Consider the following 16,059-nt stretch of genomic DNA (forward strand, 5'->3'; position numbering starts at 1 on the left):
AAGGGTGAACGGCCTGGACGGAAGGGCCGGGCCGTTCGGGAAGTCGAGAATGATAAGAATTACCATTCGCGTGTAAACCCTTAAGGAGAAAAATAAAATATTAACGAAGCAGGGCGGTAAAACCCTGCTACGGCGATTCCGACAGATTAATGGCAAAAGGCCTTTAGAACTGTAGGGATGCTGCCAGGCTTGAGGTGCGGCCGGGTGCTGGCATCATGCTTTGCGACATGGGGTCGAGGTAGTACTGGTCGGTAAAGTTGTAAACATTGAAACTGACCTTGAGTTCATCGCTGACCTGGTAGTCGGCGAAAAAATCATAGATGCGCGCTTCCAGGTAGTGCTGCTGTGGGGTGGTGGTGCCCACGTGCCAGCTTTTATCCAGCACGTACATCGGCCCGCTGGTGTAGCGCATGCGTATGCCACTGGCCAGTTTCTGCTCGAAGGCCTTGGCCCCCAGCACCAGGTTGACGCTGTAGCGCGGCGGGTTCTGGGTGTTGGTGTAGGAACCCTGGAAACCGCCGGTGGTGCAGTCCGGCGTTTCGCTCTTGCCGCCGTCGCGCAGGGCCTGGGCAAAGGCGCGGTCGCAGGTTTCGGCCTTGATGTTGTAGACGTATGAGGCGTCGGCGAACCACCAGGCGCTGTCGTAGTGGCTCTGCAGCTCGATGCCCTGGGTGGTGAAGCTGTCGACGTTGCGGATCTTCAACTCGCCGTTGAAACCGGGGCGGCCCTTGGGGTTGTAGCGATAGTTGCGGGTGACCATGTCATCGATGGTGTTGTGAAAGTAGGCCAGCTTGAACCCGGCCTGGTCGTTGTCCAGCAGCAGGTTGCTGCCCTTGAACGATGCGCCGACCTCGAAGGTTTTCATCCGCTCCGGGCGCAGGTCGTAGTTGGGTTCTGCCGACCAGCTGCCCAGGGTGGTCTCGAACAGCGACGGCATGCGCATGCCCTGGTTGTACAGGGCATAGGCCATGACATTGGGGGTAAAGGCATAGCTGACGCTGTAGGCCGGGGCGAAGCCGTGGCCAGACAGTTCGGCATTGTCGGCGAAGCCGGCAAATTCGGCGTTCCACCACGGCTCGTCGGGGCCGGCCCCGGCCGGCGCGGCATACAGCGCCTGGCGGTTGCGGTCATAGATGCGGTAACCGCTGTAGCGCCCGCCAGCGGTGAACGTCAGCTGCGGGACCGGTTTGTATTCCAGGGCGGTGCTGAGGCTGTATTCGTGGCGATAGCCATTGCGTTCGATGCGGTTGTTTTCCAGGTCGTCCTGCCACGGCTTGCGGCTCGGGTCGATGGTTTCGTACTGGTACGAGGCGCCATAGGTCAGGGCGTAGTCGCCGCTGCCGGTCACCAGGCGGCTGGTGTTGCTGATGTCGGTGCCGACCTTGAGGTTGCTCAGGTCGGACTTGAGCGATTGGCGGTAGTGCTCGCTTTGCTCGTCCTGATAGCCCTGGCCGCGTTGCGGCGCGGTAAAGCCGACGTTGTTGTACATGATGCTGCGCCCGAAGGTTGCCCAGGCATGACCGTTGAGGTCGATGTAGCGGGCCAGGCTGTCGTCCTCGGGGCGCCATTTGAACTCGCTGGTGAGGGTGTGCAGCTTCATGTTGCCGGGCTTGAACTGGATCATCTGGTTGGCGCCGCTGTAGTCGTAGACCGGGTCGAGGGTCTCGCGCACAAAGCAGCCGGTGCTGTCCCACATATTGTCGCCGTCCGGCACCGGGGCCGCGATGGCCGAGCATTGCTGGTAATACTCGGGGGCGGCGCTCATCCAGAAGGCTTCGTCGTAGCGGTCGATGTCTTTTTTGAAGTCGCCCAGTGGTTGGGTCATCGACGGGCCTGAGCGGCCAATCTGCGAGGGCATGATTTCGCCAAAGCTCGAATCCATGTAGCGGTAGCCCAGGCCCAGCTCCAGGCCGTTGTCGCGGTACAGGGTGCCCTTGAGCATGAAGGATTTGTTGTGGGTGCTGGAGTTGAGCACCTCTTCGCCGGGCCAGTAGTTGCGTGCCACGGTGTTGGCATCGACCAGGGCGCCGCCACTGATTACCGAGGTGTCGTAGCGCGAATAACCGTGCTTGCCGGCAAAGTAGTTGTTGTTACGTCGCTCGGCGTAGGCGGCGACCACATCGAAGGCTTCGTCCTTGTGGGCGAAGGCCAGGCTGCGCGACCAGTCGTGCGCGTGCAGCAGGTCATTGCGCTCGGTGCGTGGGCGCACCCGATAGTCGCTGGGGACGTCGGCGCTGCTGTTGTCCGCCAGCGAGCCGCGCAGGCGCCAGCCGGTGGTCTCGCCGGGCTTGAGGATGTCATCGACGGTCAGTGTCTGCATCTCGACCGAGCCGCCGATGGCGCCGGAAGCACCGGCGTCCAGGCTCGGGCCCTTGTTGACGGTGACGCTGCTGATCAGATCCGGGTCGATGTAGGCACGCTGTGCAGTGCCGGCGTAGCCGCGGTAAACATCCAGCGACTGCTGGCTGCCATCGACCTTGACCGGCACCCGGCCCTGGCCCTGGATGCCGCGGATGTTGACTTCGATGCCGCCGCCGTTGCGCCCGTCGGAGGTCTGCACGCCAGCGATGCCGGCGAGCAGGTCGGCATTGGAGCGACCGCGAAAACGCTCCAGTTGCTCCAGATTGCGGGTTTCCACCGAGCGCGGCACGCCGTAGTCCTTGAGCCCGTCGTCCGCGGCCTGGCCCTTGACCCGGGTGGCGCCGAGCTCCAGGGCATCACTGGCGTGCGCGGCCTTTTCGATCAGCACCCGGCCGTCGTCACTGAAGTAGGCGCTCAGGCCGCTACCGGCCAGCAGTTTGCTCAAGGCCTGGGCCGGCGCGTAATGGCCCTGCAGGCCCAGCGACGGCTTGCCGGCGGTCAGGCGCGCATCCACCGACAGCAGCAGGCCGGCACTGGCGGCGAACTGGGTCAGGGCCTGGTCGAGGGTGCCAGCGGGAATCTGGTACAAGCGTTGTTCCTGGCGGGCAGCTTCGGCCTGGGCGGGCATGGCCAGGCTGCAGCAGGCGCTGCCGAGCAGGCCGGCGAGCAATCCGCTGCGGATTGCCAAGCTCAGGGGGGACGGGCAGGGGGGCGGCAGGTTCGGCATCCCGAAGACTCCTTTGAGAATGCGTATTGGTTAGCTTTGATGACTAACCCGAACGAGCGGCGCAAACCGACAACGGCTTGCGCAGTTATTTTTGCGAAAGTGCAAGCACGGGCGGTCAACGCGCGGTGACGGTCACCCAGTAGCGGCTCAGGTAGTGCACCCGGATCGGCAGGCTGTCTTGCAGGGCGGTGAGGGTGCGCTCGCTGTCGGCGAGGGCAAATACGCCGGTGATTGGCAGTTCGGCGATGGCCGGCTCGCAGCGGATGACCCCGCGCCGATGGCGGCCCAGTTCCTCGAGAAAACGCCCCAGCGGCTGGCGCTCGGCAATCAGCCGGCCGTGCTCCCAGGCAATGCTGTTGCTGTCGGCCGGATGCTGTGGCCCGCAGCCCTGGCGGTTGAACCACAGGCCATGGCCGGCCGTGAGCAACTGCTCGGTGCCCGCCCCGGGGCGAATCATCAAGGCGCCTTCGAACAGCTCGACGCGGCTGCCACCCTGCAGCTCGCGCACGGCAAAGCGGGTACCGAGGGCCTGCACTTCACCAGCCAGGGTCTGGACCTTGAGCGGCCTTGGGTCTTTGCCGCTGGTCAGCAGCAGCTCGCCTTCGAGCAGGTGGATGCGCCGCTCTTGTGGGCTGAACTGGATGTTGACGCTGCTGCGGCTGTTGAGCAGCAGCTGGCTGCCATCGGCCAGTTGCAGGCGGCGCACTTCGCCGGGGGCGCTGCGCTGGTCGGCCATCGCCTCGCGCCACGGCAGGTGGCGCTGCCCCAGGTAAGCGCTGCCGCCCAGCAGTAGCACGACGCACAGCTGGCGCAGCAGCGAACGCCGGCTCTGGCGCTCTTCGAGCACGCTGCGGGCAGTTTGCGCAGGCACGGCGGCGAGGGTCTGCTGCAGGGTTTGCAGGCGCTGCCAGGCGCGCCGGTGCTCGGCATCGGCCGCTTGCCAATCGGCAAACGCCAGGCGTTGCCCGGCATCCAGCGGGCCGTCCCAGTGCAGCATCAGCCAGTGGCTGGCCTGCTCGACAATCGCCGCGTCGATCGGTGCATCGTTTACCGCGCTCATTCGCTGTAGAGCACCTGGTAGCAGGCCTGGATGGCGCGGATCATGTACTTTTGCACCGAGCTTACGGTGACCCCCAGGCGCTCGGCGATCTCGGCATAGCCCAGGCCTTCGAAGCGCGACAGCAAAAAGGCGCTGCGCACCTTGGCCGGCATGCTGTCGAGCATCTGGTCGATCTGTTGCAGGGTCTGCAGGATCATCGCGCGGGTCTCCAGCGACGGCGTTTGCGGTTCGTCCAGGTGGGCGATGCTGGCCAGGTACGCCTGCTCGATGCGTTGCCGGCGCCACTGGTCGATGACCAGGTTGCGCGCCAGTTGCACCAGGTAGCTGCGGCCCTCGTCGTGGCCGGGCAAACGGCCGCTGACCAGCAGGCGCAGGAAGGTGTCGTGGGCGATGTCGGCAGCACGCTCACGGTCGCCCAGGCGCTTGCGCAGCCAGGCCTGCAGCCAGCCGTGGTGATCGCGATAGAGGCCATGGAGCTGTTGCTGGGGAGCGGGGGAGGTAGGGGACACCCGGAGATCCTGAAACATGAAAGATGCAGTTGCGAATTGTTCGCATTATAAGGGCAAAAAAAGAACCGTGACCAGCCTGTCGGCGAGTCACGGTCAAGGGGGGGGGGAGAATCAGATTGCCGGCGATGGGGCGCGAAGCGGCCCCGAATTAATTACTGCTGCAACACCGTCGCCTGGTTACCCGCACCAAACTGCTGGATGGTCGCGGCCATGTTTGCGCCGCTCTGGTCGACCATCGCCTGGTTGGCCGAGCCGCCCTGGGTCACGTAGGCGACGTTGACGCCGTCGGTCTGCTTGATGTTGGCCTGGTTGTTGTCGCCGTACAGCTGCCAGGTGTAGCTCTGGTTGCCGCTGCCCGATTGCTCGACCTTGACGCTGTTGCCGGCGCCGCTGCTGACGCCGGTGGCGTAGTTGGCGGTGCCGCGCTGGTCGGCGATCAGCAGGTTGTCGCTGCCGTTCTGTTCAAAATACAGCTCGTTGTTGTTGTCGACCTGGGCAAGTTCGGCGCTGTTGCCGCTGCCGTTCTGGTTCAGGCGGGCGAGCTGGGTGCTGCCGTCCTGGGTGAAGTTGGCACTGTTGCCGCTGCCGTTCTGGTTGACCTCGGCGCGCTGGGCGCTGCCGAACTGGCCGCCGGACTTGTCGCCCTTCCAGTTGCTGGCGAGGATCTTGTTGCCGGTGCCGGTGGAGCTCACCGTGAGCACGTGGTTGTCGCCATTCTGGTAGGTGTAGTGGACGTTGCCCTGGCCGTTCTGGAACACCGTGGTGGTCGACTGCTGCGATCCGAACTGGTCGGCATAGCTGGCGTTGAGGCTGCCGGCCTGGGTGATGCTGGCCACGTTGCCCTCGCCGAAGCTCTGGTCGAGCACGCTTTCGTTGGTTTGCCCGTACTGGGTCACCGTGGCCTGGCTGCCCAGTTGGGTGTCTTGCCAGACTTCGCTGGAGTTGGCGCTGCCGGTCTGGCTGATGGTGACGCTGCCGTCCTGGCCTTCGCGCTGATCGCCATAGGCCCAGTTGTCATCGCCGGCCTGGTAGATGCCGATCTGGCCATTGTTGTAGTTCAGGTGCTCGGCGGCGCTGTAGTTGCCGCTACCGGCCTGGATACTCAGGGCGTTGTTGCCGCCGCCTCCGTACTGCTGCTCGACAAAGGCGCGGTTGTTATCGCCGAATTGCACGGTGGTGCCCTGGCTGCCGGCCTGGGTGTCCTGGTAGATGAACGAGAAGTTGCCGGTGCCTTGCTGGGTCTGCTGGGCGCTGTTCTCGACCCCCAGCGACTGGCTGGCGTGGGTGTTGTTCAGGGCCCCGGCGTTTTGCTGGTTGATCTGGCTGCCGAACTCGTACAACTGCTCGGCGTAGCCGGCGTTGTAGTCGCCGGCGCCGCTTTGCTGGATCTGGCTGTTGCCGCCGTCCTGCTTGGCGGCGTGGTTGTTGCCCAGGCCCAGCTGGTTCTGGGTGGTGGTACTGAGCGGCGCGGCGGTCTGCTTGACCTCGGCGATGTTCTCGGTGCCGAACTGGCTCTGGGTCGACTGGCTGTCGTCAGCCATGGCCTGGCCGGCAAGGGCCAGGACAATGGCGGCGCTTAAAGGAGCGAGCTTGAACATGGTGGTGCCTCCAGGTTTAACGGTATTGGTTGACCTGCACGCGCTGACCGTTGCCGGCCTGGATCACCGAGCTGGAAAGCCCGCTGCCGGCCTGCTCGATGCTGGCGCTGTTGCTGTTGCCGTATTGCTCGATCTGCGCGCGGTTGTTGCTGCCGCTCTGGCTGATCGAGGCGCTGTTGCCGTAGCCCTGCTGGCTGATCGAGGCCATCAGGTCGTTGCCTTGTTGCAGGATGTACGCCTCCTGCGCGCCACCTTGCTGGACGATGCGCCCGAGCAGCGCCTGGCCGTCCTGGCCAATCGCTGCGCGGTTGCTCTGGCCGTTCTGCTCGACCAACGCCTGCTGGCCACTTGAGGGCGCCAGTGGCTGCATCGACAGCTCGCCCAGGTCGCTGCCCATGGCCAGGTCAGCGTTGTCCATCAGGTCGTCGGCCAGGGCGCCCTGAGCGCTCAGGCTCAGGCACAGCAGCAAGGTGGTCAGGCGCGCCATGGTCGTTCTCCTGTGGTTACTGCACGGTGACCGGCACAGTGCGCACGGTGCCCAGGCTGGTGGTGACGGTTGCCGTCGGTGCCGGTGTGCTCGGCGCGACGCTGTTGGTGACGCTCAGCCGCCAGCGTCCGGTCAGCGGTACCGGGGTGGTGCCCAGGCTGACCAGGCCGGTCGGGGTGCTGACCTGCACGGTGACGGCGTTGAGCAGGATCGCCGAGGTGGTGCCGGAGATGTCCCAGGTAAAGCGACCGCCAGCCCGCGCCGTGACCGTTGCGGCGGTGACGGTGAAGTTCTCTGCCGGTGGCCGTGGCGACACCTGCACCGTGACCGTGGCCGGTGCCGACAGGGCACCTGCGCTGTCGCGGGCGATGTAGGTGAAGGTGGTGCTGAACGCGGCCAGGATCACTGCCGGCGGGGTGTAGGTGACCTGGTTGCCGTCGGTGCTGACCGTGCCGCGGCCCAGCGCCGGCTGGGTAACGCTGGCGACCGTCAGTGGTACGTTGCCATCCGGATCGCTGTCGTTGCCCAGCACGTTGATCGGCAAGGCCACGCCGAGGGTGCTGGCGGTGTCGTTGACAGCCAGCGGCGGCTGGTTGGCGGCGACATTGACCGTGACGTTAGTGACGGGTGATTTCAGCCCTTTGCTGTCCTGGGCACGGTAAGTGAAGGTGACCACCAGCGGCGCATTGACTACTGCCGGTGGGGTGTAGGTGACGGCCGTGGTGCCGTTGAGCACCACCGTGCCCTGGCCGGTGGCCGGCTGGGTGAGGTCGCTGATGCTCAGCGGCACGTTTTCGTCAGGGTCGCTGTCGTTGGCCAGCAAGTTCAGGCTCAGCGGCACGCCAACGCGGGTGCTGCCGACGTCGGCCTGGGCCACTGGCGGCTGGTTGGCGGCGTCGACCGGGGCATTGCCGATTACCACCACCGGCTCGCTGTCGCTGCCGCCGGCGGCGGATTTCACCGTCACGATCGCAGGCGGCTGGCTCAGCTCGTTGACCGTCAGGGTCTGCAGGGTGCCGGACTTCGACAACCGCCCGTAACCCTGGGCGACCAGGTCGGGCACCTGCACTTCATCACTGGAGCTGGCCTCGATGCGCAGGCGCTTGTTGGCCCAGTCATAGCGGGCGGTGGTGACCTTGACTACGTCGCTGAGCTTGCTCGACAGCGCGGTGGGGCGGGTGGCGCCGGTCGGGTCGCTGGCGGTGACGACGATGACTGGCGGCGGTGCGGCGCTGCTCAGGTGCTGGGCGAAGAACAGGCCATTGTTGTCGGCCAGCAGGTTGAACTGGCAGGGCGAGGGCGGGGTGCCCGGCACCAGCGCAAGGGTCTCGCGCATGCACAGCGTGGCGTTGTTCGGCGCCTTGGCGAACACCTCGACGCGGGTGCCGTCCGAGGTGCGCCGGTAGCTGGCCCGCTGCAGTTCGGCAGGGGTTTGCTTGCGTGGGTCGAGGACCTTGCCGGAGACCGTGAACAGGTTGGTCTGGATGGTCCCGGCCGGGCCCTGGATGCGCACGAAGTTGGTGTTGTTGGGGCTGCCGGTGACCGCTTCGGTGATGTTCGGGTCGCCGACGTAGGTTTCGCTGGCGCCGGTGTCCGGGTTGATCTCGGTGTAGGGGCCGCCGACGCCGCGCAGGAACGGCCCGATCGCGCCGTTGAGCACGCCGCTGAAGTTGCCCGGGGCGCCGATGCCGATGTCGCGGGTAATGTTGATGGCGCGGCGCCCGGCGGTGGTGACGTTGACCGTCTCGACCCCGTACGGGTGGGTGATCACGTAGGTGCCGGTGCGCGGCACCGAGGCGCGGATACGGATACGGGCGAAGCTTTGCTGGTCGCCGTCCACCGGGTTTTCGGCGGCAAACGCCGCCTCGATGCCGGCGACATAGACTTCCAGCTCGTAACCGCTGTTGCCTACTTCAGGGATTTCGGTCTCGGCCAGAAACCAGAACATCTCCGGCGGCCAGTTGTCGGGGAACACCAGCGGCAGGGCGTCGTCGTACACCCCGGGCTCCGGCAGCAAGGTACACATGTAGGCCGGCGGCACCGAAACCGCTACCCGCGAGCTTGCCGCCCGCGACTGGCACAGCTCCAGCGACAGGTTGCCGTGGTCCTGGTACCACATCGGGTAACGCCCGGTGGCCAGGGTGTAGGGGCCGGGATCGACCGCCTTGAGGCCGGCCCAGGCAGTGCCGGCCAGCGAGAGGGAAAGCCCGGCTGCGCAGAGCGCCAGGCGTGGCCAGTTGTTCATGCTGCCTCCTGCTACGGGACGTGGCGTAAGAGTGTTCATGGCACGAGCACCACTTCTTCGCTGTCGCTACCGCCGTTGGCGCTGGTCACCGTGACCTTGGCGGGCGGAATCGGCGACAGGCCGGTGGTGAGGGTCTTGACCGCGCCATTGCCGCTCAGGGTGCCGATCGTGGCGCCGTTGCCGGTGCGGGCGCTGAGCACGGGCGGGCTGGTTTCGTCGCTGGTGCTGGCGACCAGGGTCAGTTGCCCGGAGGCCAGGCTGTACTCGGCGCGCTCAATCACCACCAGGTCGGTCAGCGCCAGGGTCAGGGTGGTCGGGGTACTGGAGGGGATCGCCAGGCTGTTGTCGGCGGTCACCTGCAGGTTCAGCGGCAGCGACGGGTTGAGCACCGACTGGGCGTACCAGGCGCCAGTGGTGTTGGCCTCGCTGAGGTTGAGGTTGGGGGTCTGGCTGACCAGGGTGGCGGTCGCCGGTGGCGGCGGGGCTTGTACGAACAGGTCCTGCTGGGCACGCAGGTCGCCGTTTTCGCTATGCCGCGAATAGGTGCTGCGCTGGGCGATCACCGGGGTCGGGCGGGCGACGGTGGAGAGCTTGCCCGAGACCGAGAACAGTTCGGTACGCAAATCCAGGCCGTTGGGGCCCTCGATGCGCACGAAGTTGGTGTTGAACGGGCTGCCGGTCACCGCTTCCTGCAGGTTCGGGTCGCCGATGAAGCGTTCGCTGGCGCCGGTGGCCGGGTTGGTTTCGCTGTAGGGGCCACCGGCACCGCGCAGGAACGGGCCGACATCGCCCTTGAGCGCCCCGGTGTAGGTTTTCGGCGAGCCGATGCCGATGTCGCGGGTCATGTTGATTGCCCGCCGCCCGGCCGCCGGCACATCGAACACTTCGACGCCGTAGGGGTGGGTGACGATGTAAGTGCCTGGCGTGGGCACGTCGACGCGGATACGCACCCGGGCAAAGCTGACCTGGTCACCGTCGACCACGTCTTCGGCAGCGAAGGCGGCCTCGATGGCGGTGCCGTAGGTCAGGTCGATGCCGCTGGCGGCGTCGGTGATGGCGGCATCGGCGGTGAACCAGAAGGTTTCGTCGGGGTAGTTGCTCGGGAAGCTGATCGGCCGGGTGTCATCGAACACCCCGGGGGCGGGGTTGAGCACGCACATGTACGACGGCGCCCCGGGTGCACCGGGCACCCGCGAACTGACCGCCTTGGACAGGCACAGGTCGAGCACCCGGCCATGGGTGTCCTGGTACCAGGCAGCAAAGCCGCCGGTAGCGGGCAGGTAAGGGCCGGGGTCTACTTCGAACAGGGCGGCCTGGGCCGGTGCCTGGATAATGCTCGCCAGGATCAGCAGAGCCAGTGGGTGGGGCGTTGGACGGTGCATGAGTCTTCCCTCTTGCAATCGGGCCCATGGACTTGGGTCGTCTGCACAGGCATCGGCAACATCCGTACCAATTTATTCTCAAGGCGCTGCAGGCCTTGCTGCACAAGGCCTGGGGTGCGGTTACAGGGTGTCGGCAGAGCCACTCGACTCGGGGCGCTGGCCCCAGGGTTGGGGGCAAGTGGGGCAAGCGGGCGGGGGAATTGCGCGGGCTGGGCTATAACCTAAGGAGCGTTCATTCGGGAGTCAGTGATGAGCAGCCAGCCACGCCTCGATTCGTCGTCCCTGCAGCTCGCAAGCCCGGCCCCGGCCGCCGCGCGCAAGCCGTTCAACCTGCTGCGCTGGTACGCCTTCGTCAGCCTGGCGATCATCCTTTCAGTGGCCGTGGGCCTGGGCTTGATCTCCAGCCGCTTCGTGATCAACGAAAGCGTCGAGCGCGACGCCTTGCTCACCGCCCAGTTCATCCAGGCCATCGCCCTGGCCGAAGTGCGCCACGTGTCGATCCCCAACGTGCGGACCATGGGCGAATTGCTCGACCCGCGCCTGGACCAGGCCTTCCCGGATGTCGACCCCGAGGCCCGGCGCAGCGCCCGGGGCGAGTTCCTCGACCATATCGCCCACCTGCCCGACGTGTTGCTGGCCAATATCTACGCCCCGGACCGCATGGTCATCTGGTCGAGCAACCCGGCGCTGGTGGGCAAGATGATCGACGCCGATGACGACCTTGACCATGCCTTCGACCAGAAGATGCGCGTCTCGGCCAGCTACCACGACGTCGACCAGGCGCGCAGCGAGCAGAAGTTCATTACCCCGCCCGAGCAGTTGTTCATCGAGAACTACATCCCGCTGTTCGATGCCGAGGGCGGCAACGTCACTGCCATGGTCGAGATCTACAAGGAGCCCCGCGACCTGATTTTGCGTATCGAACGCGGCCTGTTGCTGATCTGGCTGGCCACGGCGATCGGCGCGGGGCTTGTGTACATCGGCCTGTACGGCATCATGCGCCGCGCCGCCCGGCAGTTGGCGGTGCAGCAAAAGTGCCTGATCAACAACGAAACCTATGTGGCCCTGGGCGAGATGTCGTCGGCGGTGGCCCACAGCCTGCGCAACCCCCTGGCGAGCATTCGCTCCAGCGCCGAACTGGCCCAGGAGATCGAAGAGGGGCCGGCGCAGAAGAACATCGGCGACATCATCAGCCAGGTCGACCGCATGTCCCACTGGGTGCGCGAGCTGTTGCAGTCGCTGCGGCCCTTGAACGATACCCCGGAGCCGGTAGACCTGCTGCGGGTGCTGCAGGACAGCCTGCAAGGCTTTGCCCCGCAACTGCTGCGCCAGGGCGTGCGCCTGCAGATGGGCGAGTTGCCCCAGGCCCTGGTGTTGTGCCAGCCGGTACTGCTCGGGCAGATCTTCAACAGCCTGGTCGCCAACGCCCTGGAGGCCATGCCCGAAGGCGGTGAACTGCGTGTCGAGCGGCGCCGGCAAACGCGCCAGGGCCTGACCCTGCAGTTGTGCGACAGCGGCAAGGGCATGACCGAGGAGCAGCAACGCATGGCCTTCAAGCCGTTCTTCAGCACCAAGCAAGGCGGACTGGGGGTTGGCCTGGTGCTGGTGCGGCGGATCATGGAGCGCTTTGGCGGAACGGTGAAGCTCAGTAGCGAGGAGGGGCAGGGTACGTGTGTGTTGCTGACGTTCAGGGTGGTGGGGAAGTAACGGATAAAGCACTTTAATAAATACTGATAACTATATGAATTTAAACACATTACTGTTTTTTAGCTTCCGCAGGGTAAAGACCCAGAACTGGGGGTGGTTTTCCAACATCACTCTTCGTAAATAATATTAGGTTGTAGGCATAACCTATTGATAATTAACGAATACACATCCTGATACAGATGTGGCCAGGTAATTGCAAAACGACATTACCGGTCCCTGAATCTGGGTGAAGATGATGAAAACCCCAACCCCCACGCCTCTTGTCCTGAGCATCGCCCTGGCCATTGCCTTGCTGGCTGATGCCAACGCCAGCCGCCTGGATGATGTCGAGCCGCCAGAGCCTGGCGACCCCTCGGCCTTTAGCGATCCACCCGCCGACAGCGCCGCAGCGTTGAACAACCTGCTGTCGCTGCCCGAGGCCAACCTCGGCGCCTTCGACCTGCCCGAGGGTGAGGGCGACCGCACCACCCCGCGCCAGGAGAACGAGCGCCCGCCCGCCCTGCAAACCAGCTTCAACTACCCCACCAACGGCGCCCCCAGCCCGATGTTCGGCGCCCAGCCGTTCAGCCAGCAACTGCTGCTGTTCGAAGAATTCGGCCCGACCCGCCTCGACCCGACCACCCCCGCCGGGCTACTGGTGTTCCCGGCGCCCAGCACCGGCCCGGCGCCGCAGCAAGACCCGCTCAACGTCGCGCGCAGTGCGCCGTCCGGGCCGTTGCTCGATGCCTTTCTCAAGCAGCCGGGCCTGACTCCGTTCCCCGGCCAGTTTGCCAACGTTGTCGACCGCAACCCCTGGCAGCAGCAGATCGAGCTGTTCCTCAACCGCCACATCGGCTCTGCCGCCGAAGGCCGGCCACCAGGAAAGGGCTGGTCGCACCAGCGCTGGAACGAGTTCTACCCCCAGGCCGCCTACAAAACCGCGCAAGCCGGGGCGCGGATCAACAGCGGCCTGCGTGACGCCATGCAGATGCACCACTACAGCGTCGGCGAGTTCGGCCCCGGCGGCCTGTACTACAACACCGCCGGCCAGGCCAACACCCTGGGCACCACCAAGGGCGTCGATACCCGCTTCCACCCCAACATGCCGCTGCAGGATCACAAGTCGCTATGGACCTTCGACGGCACCTTGCCGGCCAAGCTGTTGATGGTGCGATACGGCCAGCCGCTGCTGATGCGCCATTACAACGCCTTGCCGATCGACCCCGCCGCCAACCACGGCTTTGGCCTGCACACCATCAGCACCCATGAACACAACGGCCACGCCCCGGCCGAAAGCGACGGCTACGCCAACGCGTTCTTCTTCCCGGGCCAGTACTACGACTACCGCTGGCCGATCCAGCTGGCCGGCTACGACAGCATCAACACCCGCGCCGAAGACCCGCGCGCGGCGTTCCCCTGCACCCCGGGCGAAACCCTGTGGGTCAACGACGCCAACCCGGGGCTGAAAACCTGCGAGAACGGCAGTATCCGTATTCGCGGCGACTGGCGCGAAACCATGAGCACCCACTGGTTTCATGACCACATGCTCGATTTCACCGCGCAGAACGTCTACAAGGGCAACGCTGCGATGATGAACTACTACAGCGCCCTGGACCGCGGCAACGAGGCCTTCGACGATGGCGTCAACCTGCGCCTGCCCAGCGGCTCGGCGCTGTCGTGGGGCAATCGCGACTATGACCTCAACCTGCTGATCGCCGACAAGGCCTGGGGCCAGAACGGCCAGCTGTGGTTCAACCCGTTCAACACCGACGGCTTTCTCGGCGACCAGATCCTGGTCAACTGGCAATACAAGCCATACCTCGACGTGCGCGCCCGCAGCTACCGCCTGCGCATCCTCAACGGTTCGGTGTCGCGCTACCTGAAACTGGCGCTGGTGCGTGAAATCAAGGGCAGCGGCGGCGAGTTCGCCGGGCCCAAGGGTTCGGGGCTTTCTTATGCGCGGGTGCCATTCCACATGATTGCCAACGACGGCAACATCATGGAGCACGCGGTGCCGTTCGACGGCAGCATGGACCTGGACGCCAACGGCGACAAACAGGACCACAACGCCATCCTGCCGACCCAGGGCATCGCCGAGCGCTTCGACATTGTCGTTAACTTCGCCAAGAACGGGATCAAGCCCGGCGACAAGCTGTTCCTGCTCAACCTCCAGGCCCATGACACCGGCAAGGGCCCCAAAGAGGCCATTGCCCTGGCCGACGTGCTGTCGGAGAAGTATCAGGCGGTGATCAAGCAGACCAGCAAGGGCCCGCAATGGGATAAAGGCGACCCCACCGTCAACAAGATCCTGCAGTTCAACGTCAAGCCCTACAGCGGCCAGGACCTGGCCATGGACCCGGCCGCCTACGAGCCGGCCAAACCCGGCAAGGCCGAGGGCAAGGTGATGATCCCGCTCAAGCTGCACCGCGACAACCCGGCAGACATCGCCCGCCTGGCCCAGGCCCGCCATCGCACCTTCATCTTCGGCCGCTCCGATGGCACCGACCAGGCGCCGTGGACGGTCAAGACCGACGGCGGCTTTGGCTATCACATGGACCCGCGCCGGCTCAACGCCGCGCCTCAGCTGGCCACTGGCCCCACCGACGCCGGCGCCAGCGGCTTCGGCACCCTGGAAATCTGGAAGATCCAGAACGGTGGCAACGGCTGGAGCCACCCGGTGCACGTGCACTTCGAGGAGGGCATCATCCTCAGCCGCGGCGGCAAGGCGCCGCCGGAATGGGAAAAGTGGGCGCGCAAGGACGTCTACCGGATCGGCAGCGAAGCCGACGGCCTGGACAACGTCGAGGTGGCGATCAATTTTCGCGAATTCGCCGGCACCTACATGGAGCACTGCCACAACACCCAGCACGAGGACAACTCGATGCTGCTGCGCTGGGACATCGAGCACCCCGGCCAGTTGCAGTTGATGCCCACGCCCTTGCCCAGCTGGGACGGGGTCAAGTACGTCAACTCGGCGGCGCTGCCGACCTGGCGCAACGGCGATGGCAAGGGCCCGCAGGTCAAGGTCGGCAAATAGCCGGGGGAGGTTGCCATGGGCGTTATCGCACGTTGCCTGTTGCTCTGCTGGCTGTGCAGCAGCCTGCCGGGGCTGGCCGAGGAGGCCACGCCCTGGGGGGCGCAGTACTTCCCCAATACCGAGCTGATCGACCACAACGGTGAGCACCTGCGCTTTTTCGACGACCTGATCAAGGACAAGGTGGTGGTGATCAACTTCATCTTCACCGGTTGTGGCGATTCCTGCCCGCTGGAGACCGCGCGCCTGCGCCAGGTCCAGCAACTGCTGGGCGAGCGGGTCGGGCGCGAGGTGTTCTTCTACTCGATCAGCATCGACCCGCTCAGCGATACCCCCGAGGTGCTCAAGGCCTATGCGGCAAAGTTCAAGGTGGCGCCCGGCTGGCGCTTTCTGACCGGCGACAAAGGCCAGATCGATGCCTTGCGCCGCAGCCTGGGCCTGTTTATCGAAGGCGTCGACAACGGCCGCAGCCGCGACCATAACCTCAGCCTGATCGTCGGCAACCAGGCCACCGGGCGCTGGATGAAGGCCTCACCCTTCGAAAACCCGTGGATTCTCGCCGATCAACTGGCCAACAGCCTGCAGAACTGGAAGCAACCCAGCAGCGAGCAGAGCTACGCCGATGCCCCGCAGATTCGCCCGCCGAGCAGCGGCGAAGAGCTGTTTCGCACCCGTTGCGCCGCCTGTCACAGCCTCGGCCCGGAAGATGGCCAGGCTACCGGCCTGCGCGCGGTCGGCCCGGACTTGCTCGGCGTTACCCGGCGCCGCGAGCAGCGCTGGCTGAGCCGCTGGATCCGCGAGCCGGATCGCATGCTCGCCGAGCAAGACCCGCAGGTCATGGCGCTGTACCGGCAATACAACGGCGTGGCCATGCCCAACCTGCGCCTGAACGAGGCCGATGCCCAGGCCTTGCTAGCCTTTCTCGAGCAGGAGGCCGAACGCCAACAGCCATAAAGGCAAAATACTATCA

10 protein-coding genes are annotated in these 16,059 nt (G+C 65.4%); 3 read left to right on the plus strand and 7 right to left on the minus strand.

What is annotated here, in order from left to right:
* Positions 1-163: 163 nt before the first annotated feature.
* The 7 genes from LOY37_RS12235 to LOY37_RS12265 form a co-directional block, all read right to left on the minus strand.
* Positions 164-3,088, minus strand: coding sequence for a TonB-dependent receptor (locus LOY37_RS12235; protein ID WP_258717012.1), 2,925 nt, complete (start codon positions 3,086-3,088; stop codon positions 164-166).
* Positions 3,089-3,203: 115 nt separating this feature from the next.
* Positions 3,204-4,148: a FecR domain-containing protein gene (locus LOY37_RS12240; RefSeq protein ID WP_258717013.1), complete on the minus strand. Its 945-nt coding sequence runs from the start codon at positions 4,146-4,148 to the stop codon at positions 3,204-3,206.
* Complete coding sequence (locus LOY37_RS12245) at positions 4,145-4,657, minus strand: sigma-70 family RNA polymerase sigma factor (RefSeq protein ID WP_249744355.1); 513 nt, start codon at positions 4,655-4,657, stop codon at positions 4,145-4,147. Before LOY37_RS12245 ends, LOY37_RS12240 begins: the two co-directional genes overlap by 4 nt.
* Positions 4,658-4,809: 152 nt before the next feature.
* Positions 4,810-6,255 carry a curlin gene (locus LOY37_RS12250; protein WP_258717014.1) on the minus strand — a complete coding sequence of 482 codons (1,446 nt, stop codon included), beginning with the start codon at positions 6,253-6,255 and terminating at the stop codon, positions 4,810-4,812.
* A 16-nt stretch (positions 6,256-6,271) separates the two neighbouring features.
* Positions 6,272-6,742 carry a curlin gene (locus tag LOY37_RS12255; RefSeq protein ID WP_045198721.1) on the minus strand — a complete coding sequence of 157 codons (471 nt, stop codon included), beginning with the start codon at positions 6,740-6,742 and terminating at the stop codon, positions 6,272-6,274.
* A gap of 16 nt (positions 6,743-6,758) precedes the next feature.
* Positions 6,759-8,987, minus strand: coding sequence for a cadherin-like domain-containing protein (locus tag LOY37_RS12260; protein ID WP_258717015.1), 2,229 nt, complete (start codon positions 8,985-8,987; stop codon positions 6,759-6,761).
* 35 nt (positions 8,988-9,022) lie between these two features.
* The gene (locus LOY37_RS12265) at positions 9,023-10,369 is read right to left on the minus strand and encodes a hypothetical protein (RefSeq protein WP_258717016.1); all 1,347 of its coding nucleotides are present in this window, start codon (positions 10,367-10,369) and stop codon (positions 9,023-9,025) included.
* A gap of 249 nt (positions 10,370-10,618) precedes the next feature.
* Here LOY37_RS12265 and LOY37_RS12270 point away from each other — a divergent pair, with 249 nt between their 5' ends.
* From LOY37_RS12270 to LOY37_RS12280, 3 genes are all read left to right on the plus strand, one after another.
* The gene (locus tag LOY37_RS12270) at positions 10,619-12,076 is read left to right on the plus strand and encodes a HAMP domain-containing sensor histidine kinase (protein ID WP_258717017.1); all 1,458 of its coding nucleotides are present in this window, start codon (positions 10,619-10,621) and stop codon (positions 12,074-12,076) included.
* A 235-nt stretch (positions 12,077-12,311) separates the two neighbouring features.
* Positions 12,312-15,092: a multicopper oxidase domain-containing protein gene (locus LOY37_RS12275; RefSeq protein ID WP_258717018.1), complete on the plus strand. Its 2,781-nt coding sequence runs from the start codon at positions 12,312-12,314 to the stop codon at positions 15,090-15,092.
* Between the two features lie 15 nt (positions 15,093-15,107).
* The gene (locus tag LOY37_RS12280; protein ID WP_093383339.1) at positions 15,108-16,043 is read left to right on the plus strand and encodes an SCO family protein; all 936 of its coding nucleotides are present in this window, start codon (positions 15,108-15,110) and stop codon (positions 16,041-16,043) included.
* Positions 16,044-16,059: the final 16 nt, after the last annotated feature.

Origin of the sequence: Pseudomonas sp. B21-012 (assembly GCF_024749305.1) — a bacterium.
Taxonomy (GTDB): Bacteria; Pseudomonadota; Gammaproteobacteria; order Pseudomonadales; family Pseudomonadaceae; genus Aquipseudomonas.

What these genes read in the sequence shown, in the direction of transcription:
- LOY37_RS12235 (WP_258717012.1), bottom strand. Translation starts at nt 3,088, where the DNA reads ATGCCGAACCTGCCGCCCCCCTGCCCGTCCCCCCTGAGCTTGGCAATC.
- LOY37_RS12240 (WP_258717013.1), bottom strand. Translation starts at nt 4,148, where the DNA reads ATGAGCGCGGTAAACGATGCACCGATCGACGCGGCGATTGTCGAGCAG.
- LOY37_RS12250 (WP_258717014.1), bottom strand. Translation starts at nt 6,255, where the DNA reads ATGTTCAAGCTCGCTCCTTTAAGCGCCGCCATTGTCCTGGCCCTTGCC.
- LOY37_RS12255 (WP_045198721.1), bottom strand. Translation starts at nt 6,742, where the DNA reads ATGGCGCGCCTGACCACCTTGCTGCTGTGCCTGAGCCTGAGCGCTCAG.
- LOY37_RS12260 (WP_258717015.1), bottom strand. Translation starts at nt 8,987, where the DNA reads ATGAACAACTGGCCACGCCTGGCGCTCTGCGCAGCCGGGCTTTCCCTC.
- LOY37_RS12265 (WP_258717016.1), bottom strand. Translation starts at nt 10,369, where the DNA reads ATGCACCGTCCAACGCCCCACCCACTGGCTCTGCTGATCCTGGCGAGC.
- LOY37_RS12270 (WP_258717017.1), top strand. Translation starts at nt 10,619, where the DNA reads ATGAGCAGCCAGCCACGCCTCGATTCGTCGTCCCTGCAGCTCGCAAGC.
- LOY37_RS12275 (WP_258717018.1), top strand. Translation starts at nt 12,312, where the DNA reads ATGAAAACCCCAACCCCCACGCCTCTTGTCCTGAGCATCGCCCTGGCC.
- LOY37_RS12280 (WP_093383339.1), top strand. Translation starts at nt 15,108, where the DNA reads ATGGGCGTTATCGCACGTTGCCTGTTGCTCTGCTGGCTGTGCAGCAGC.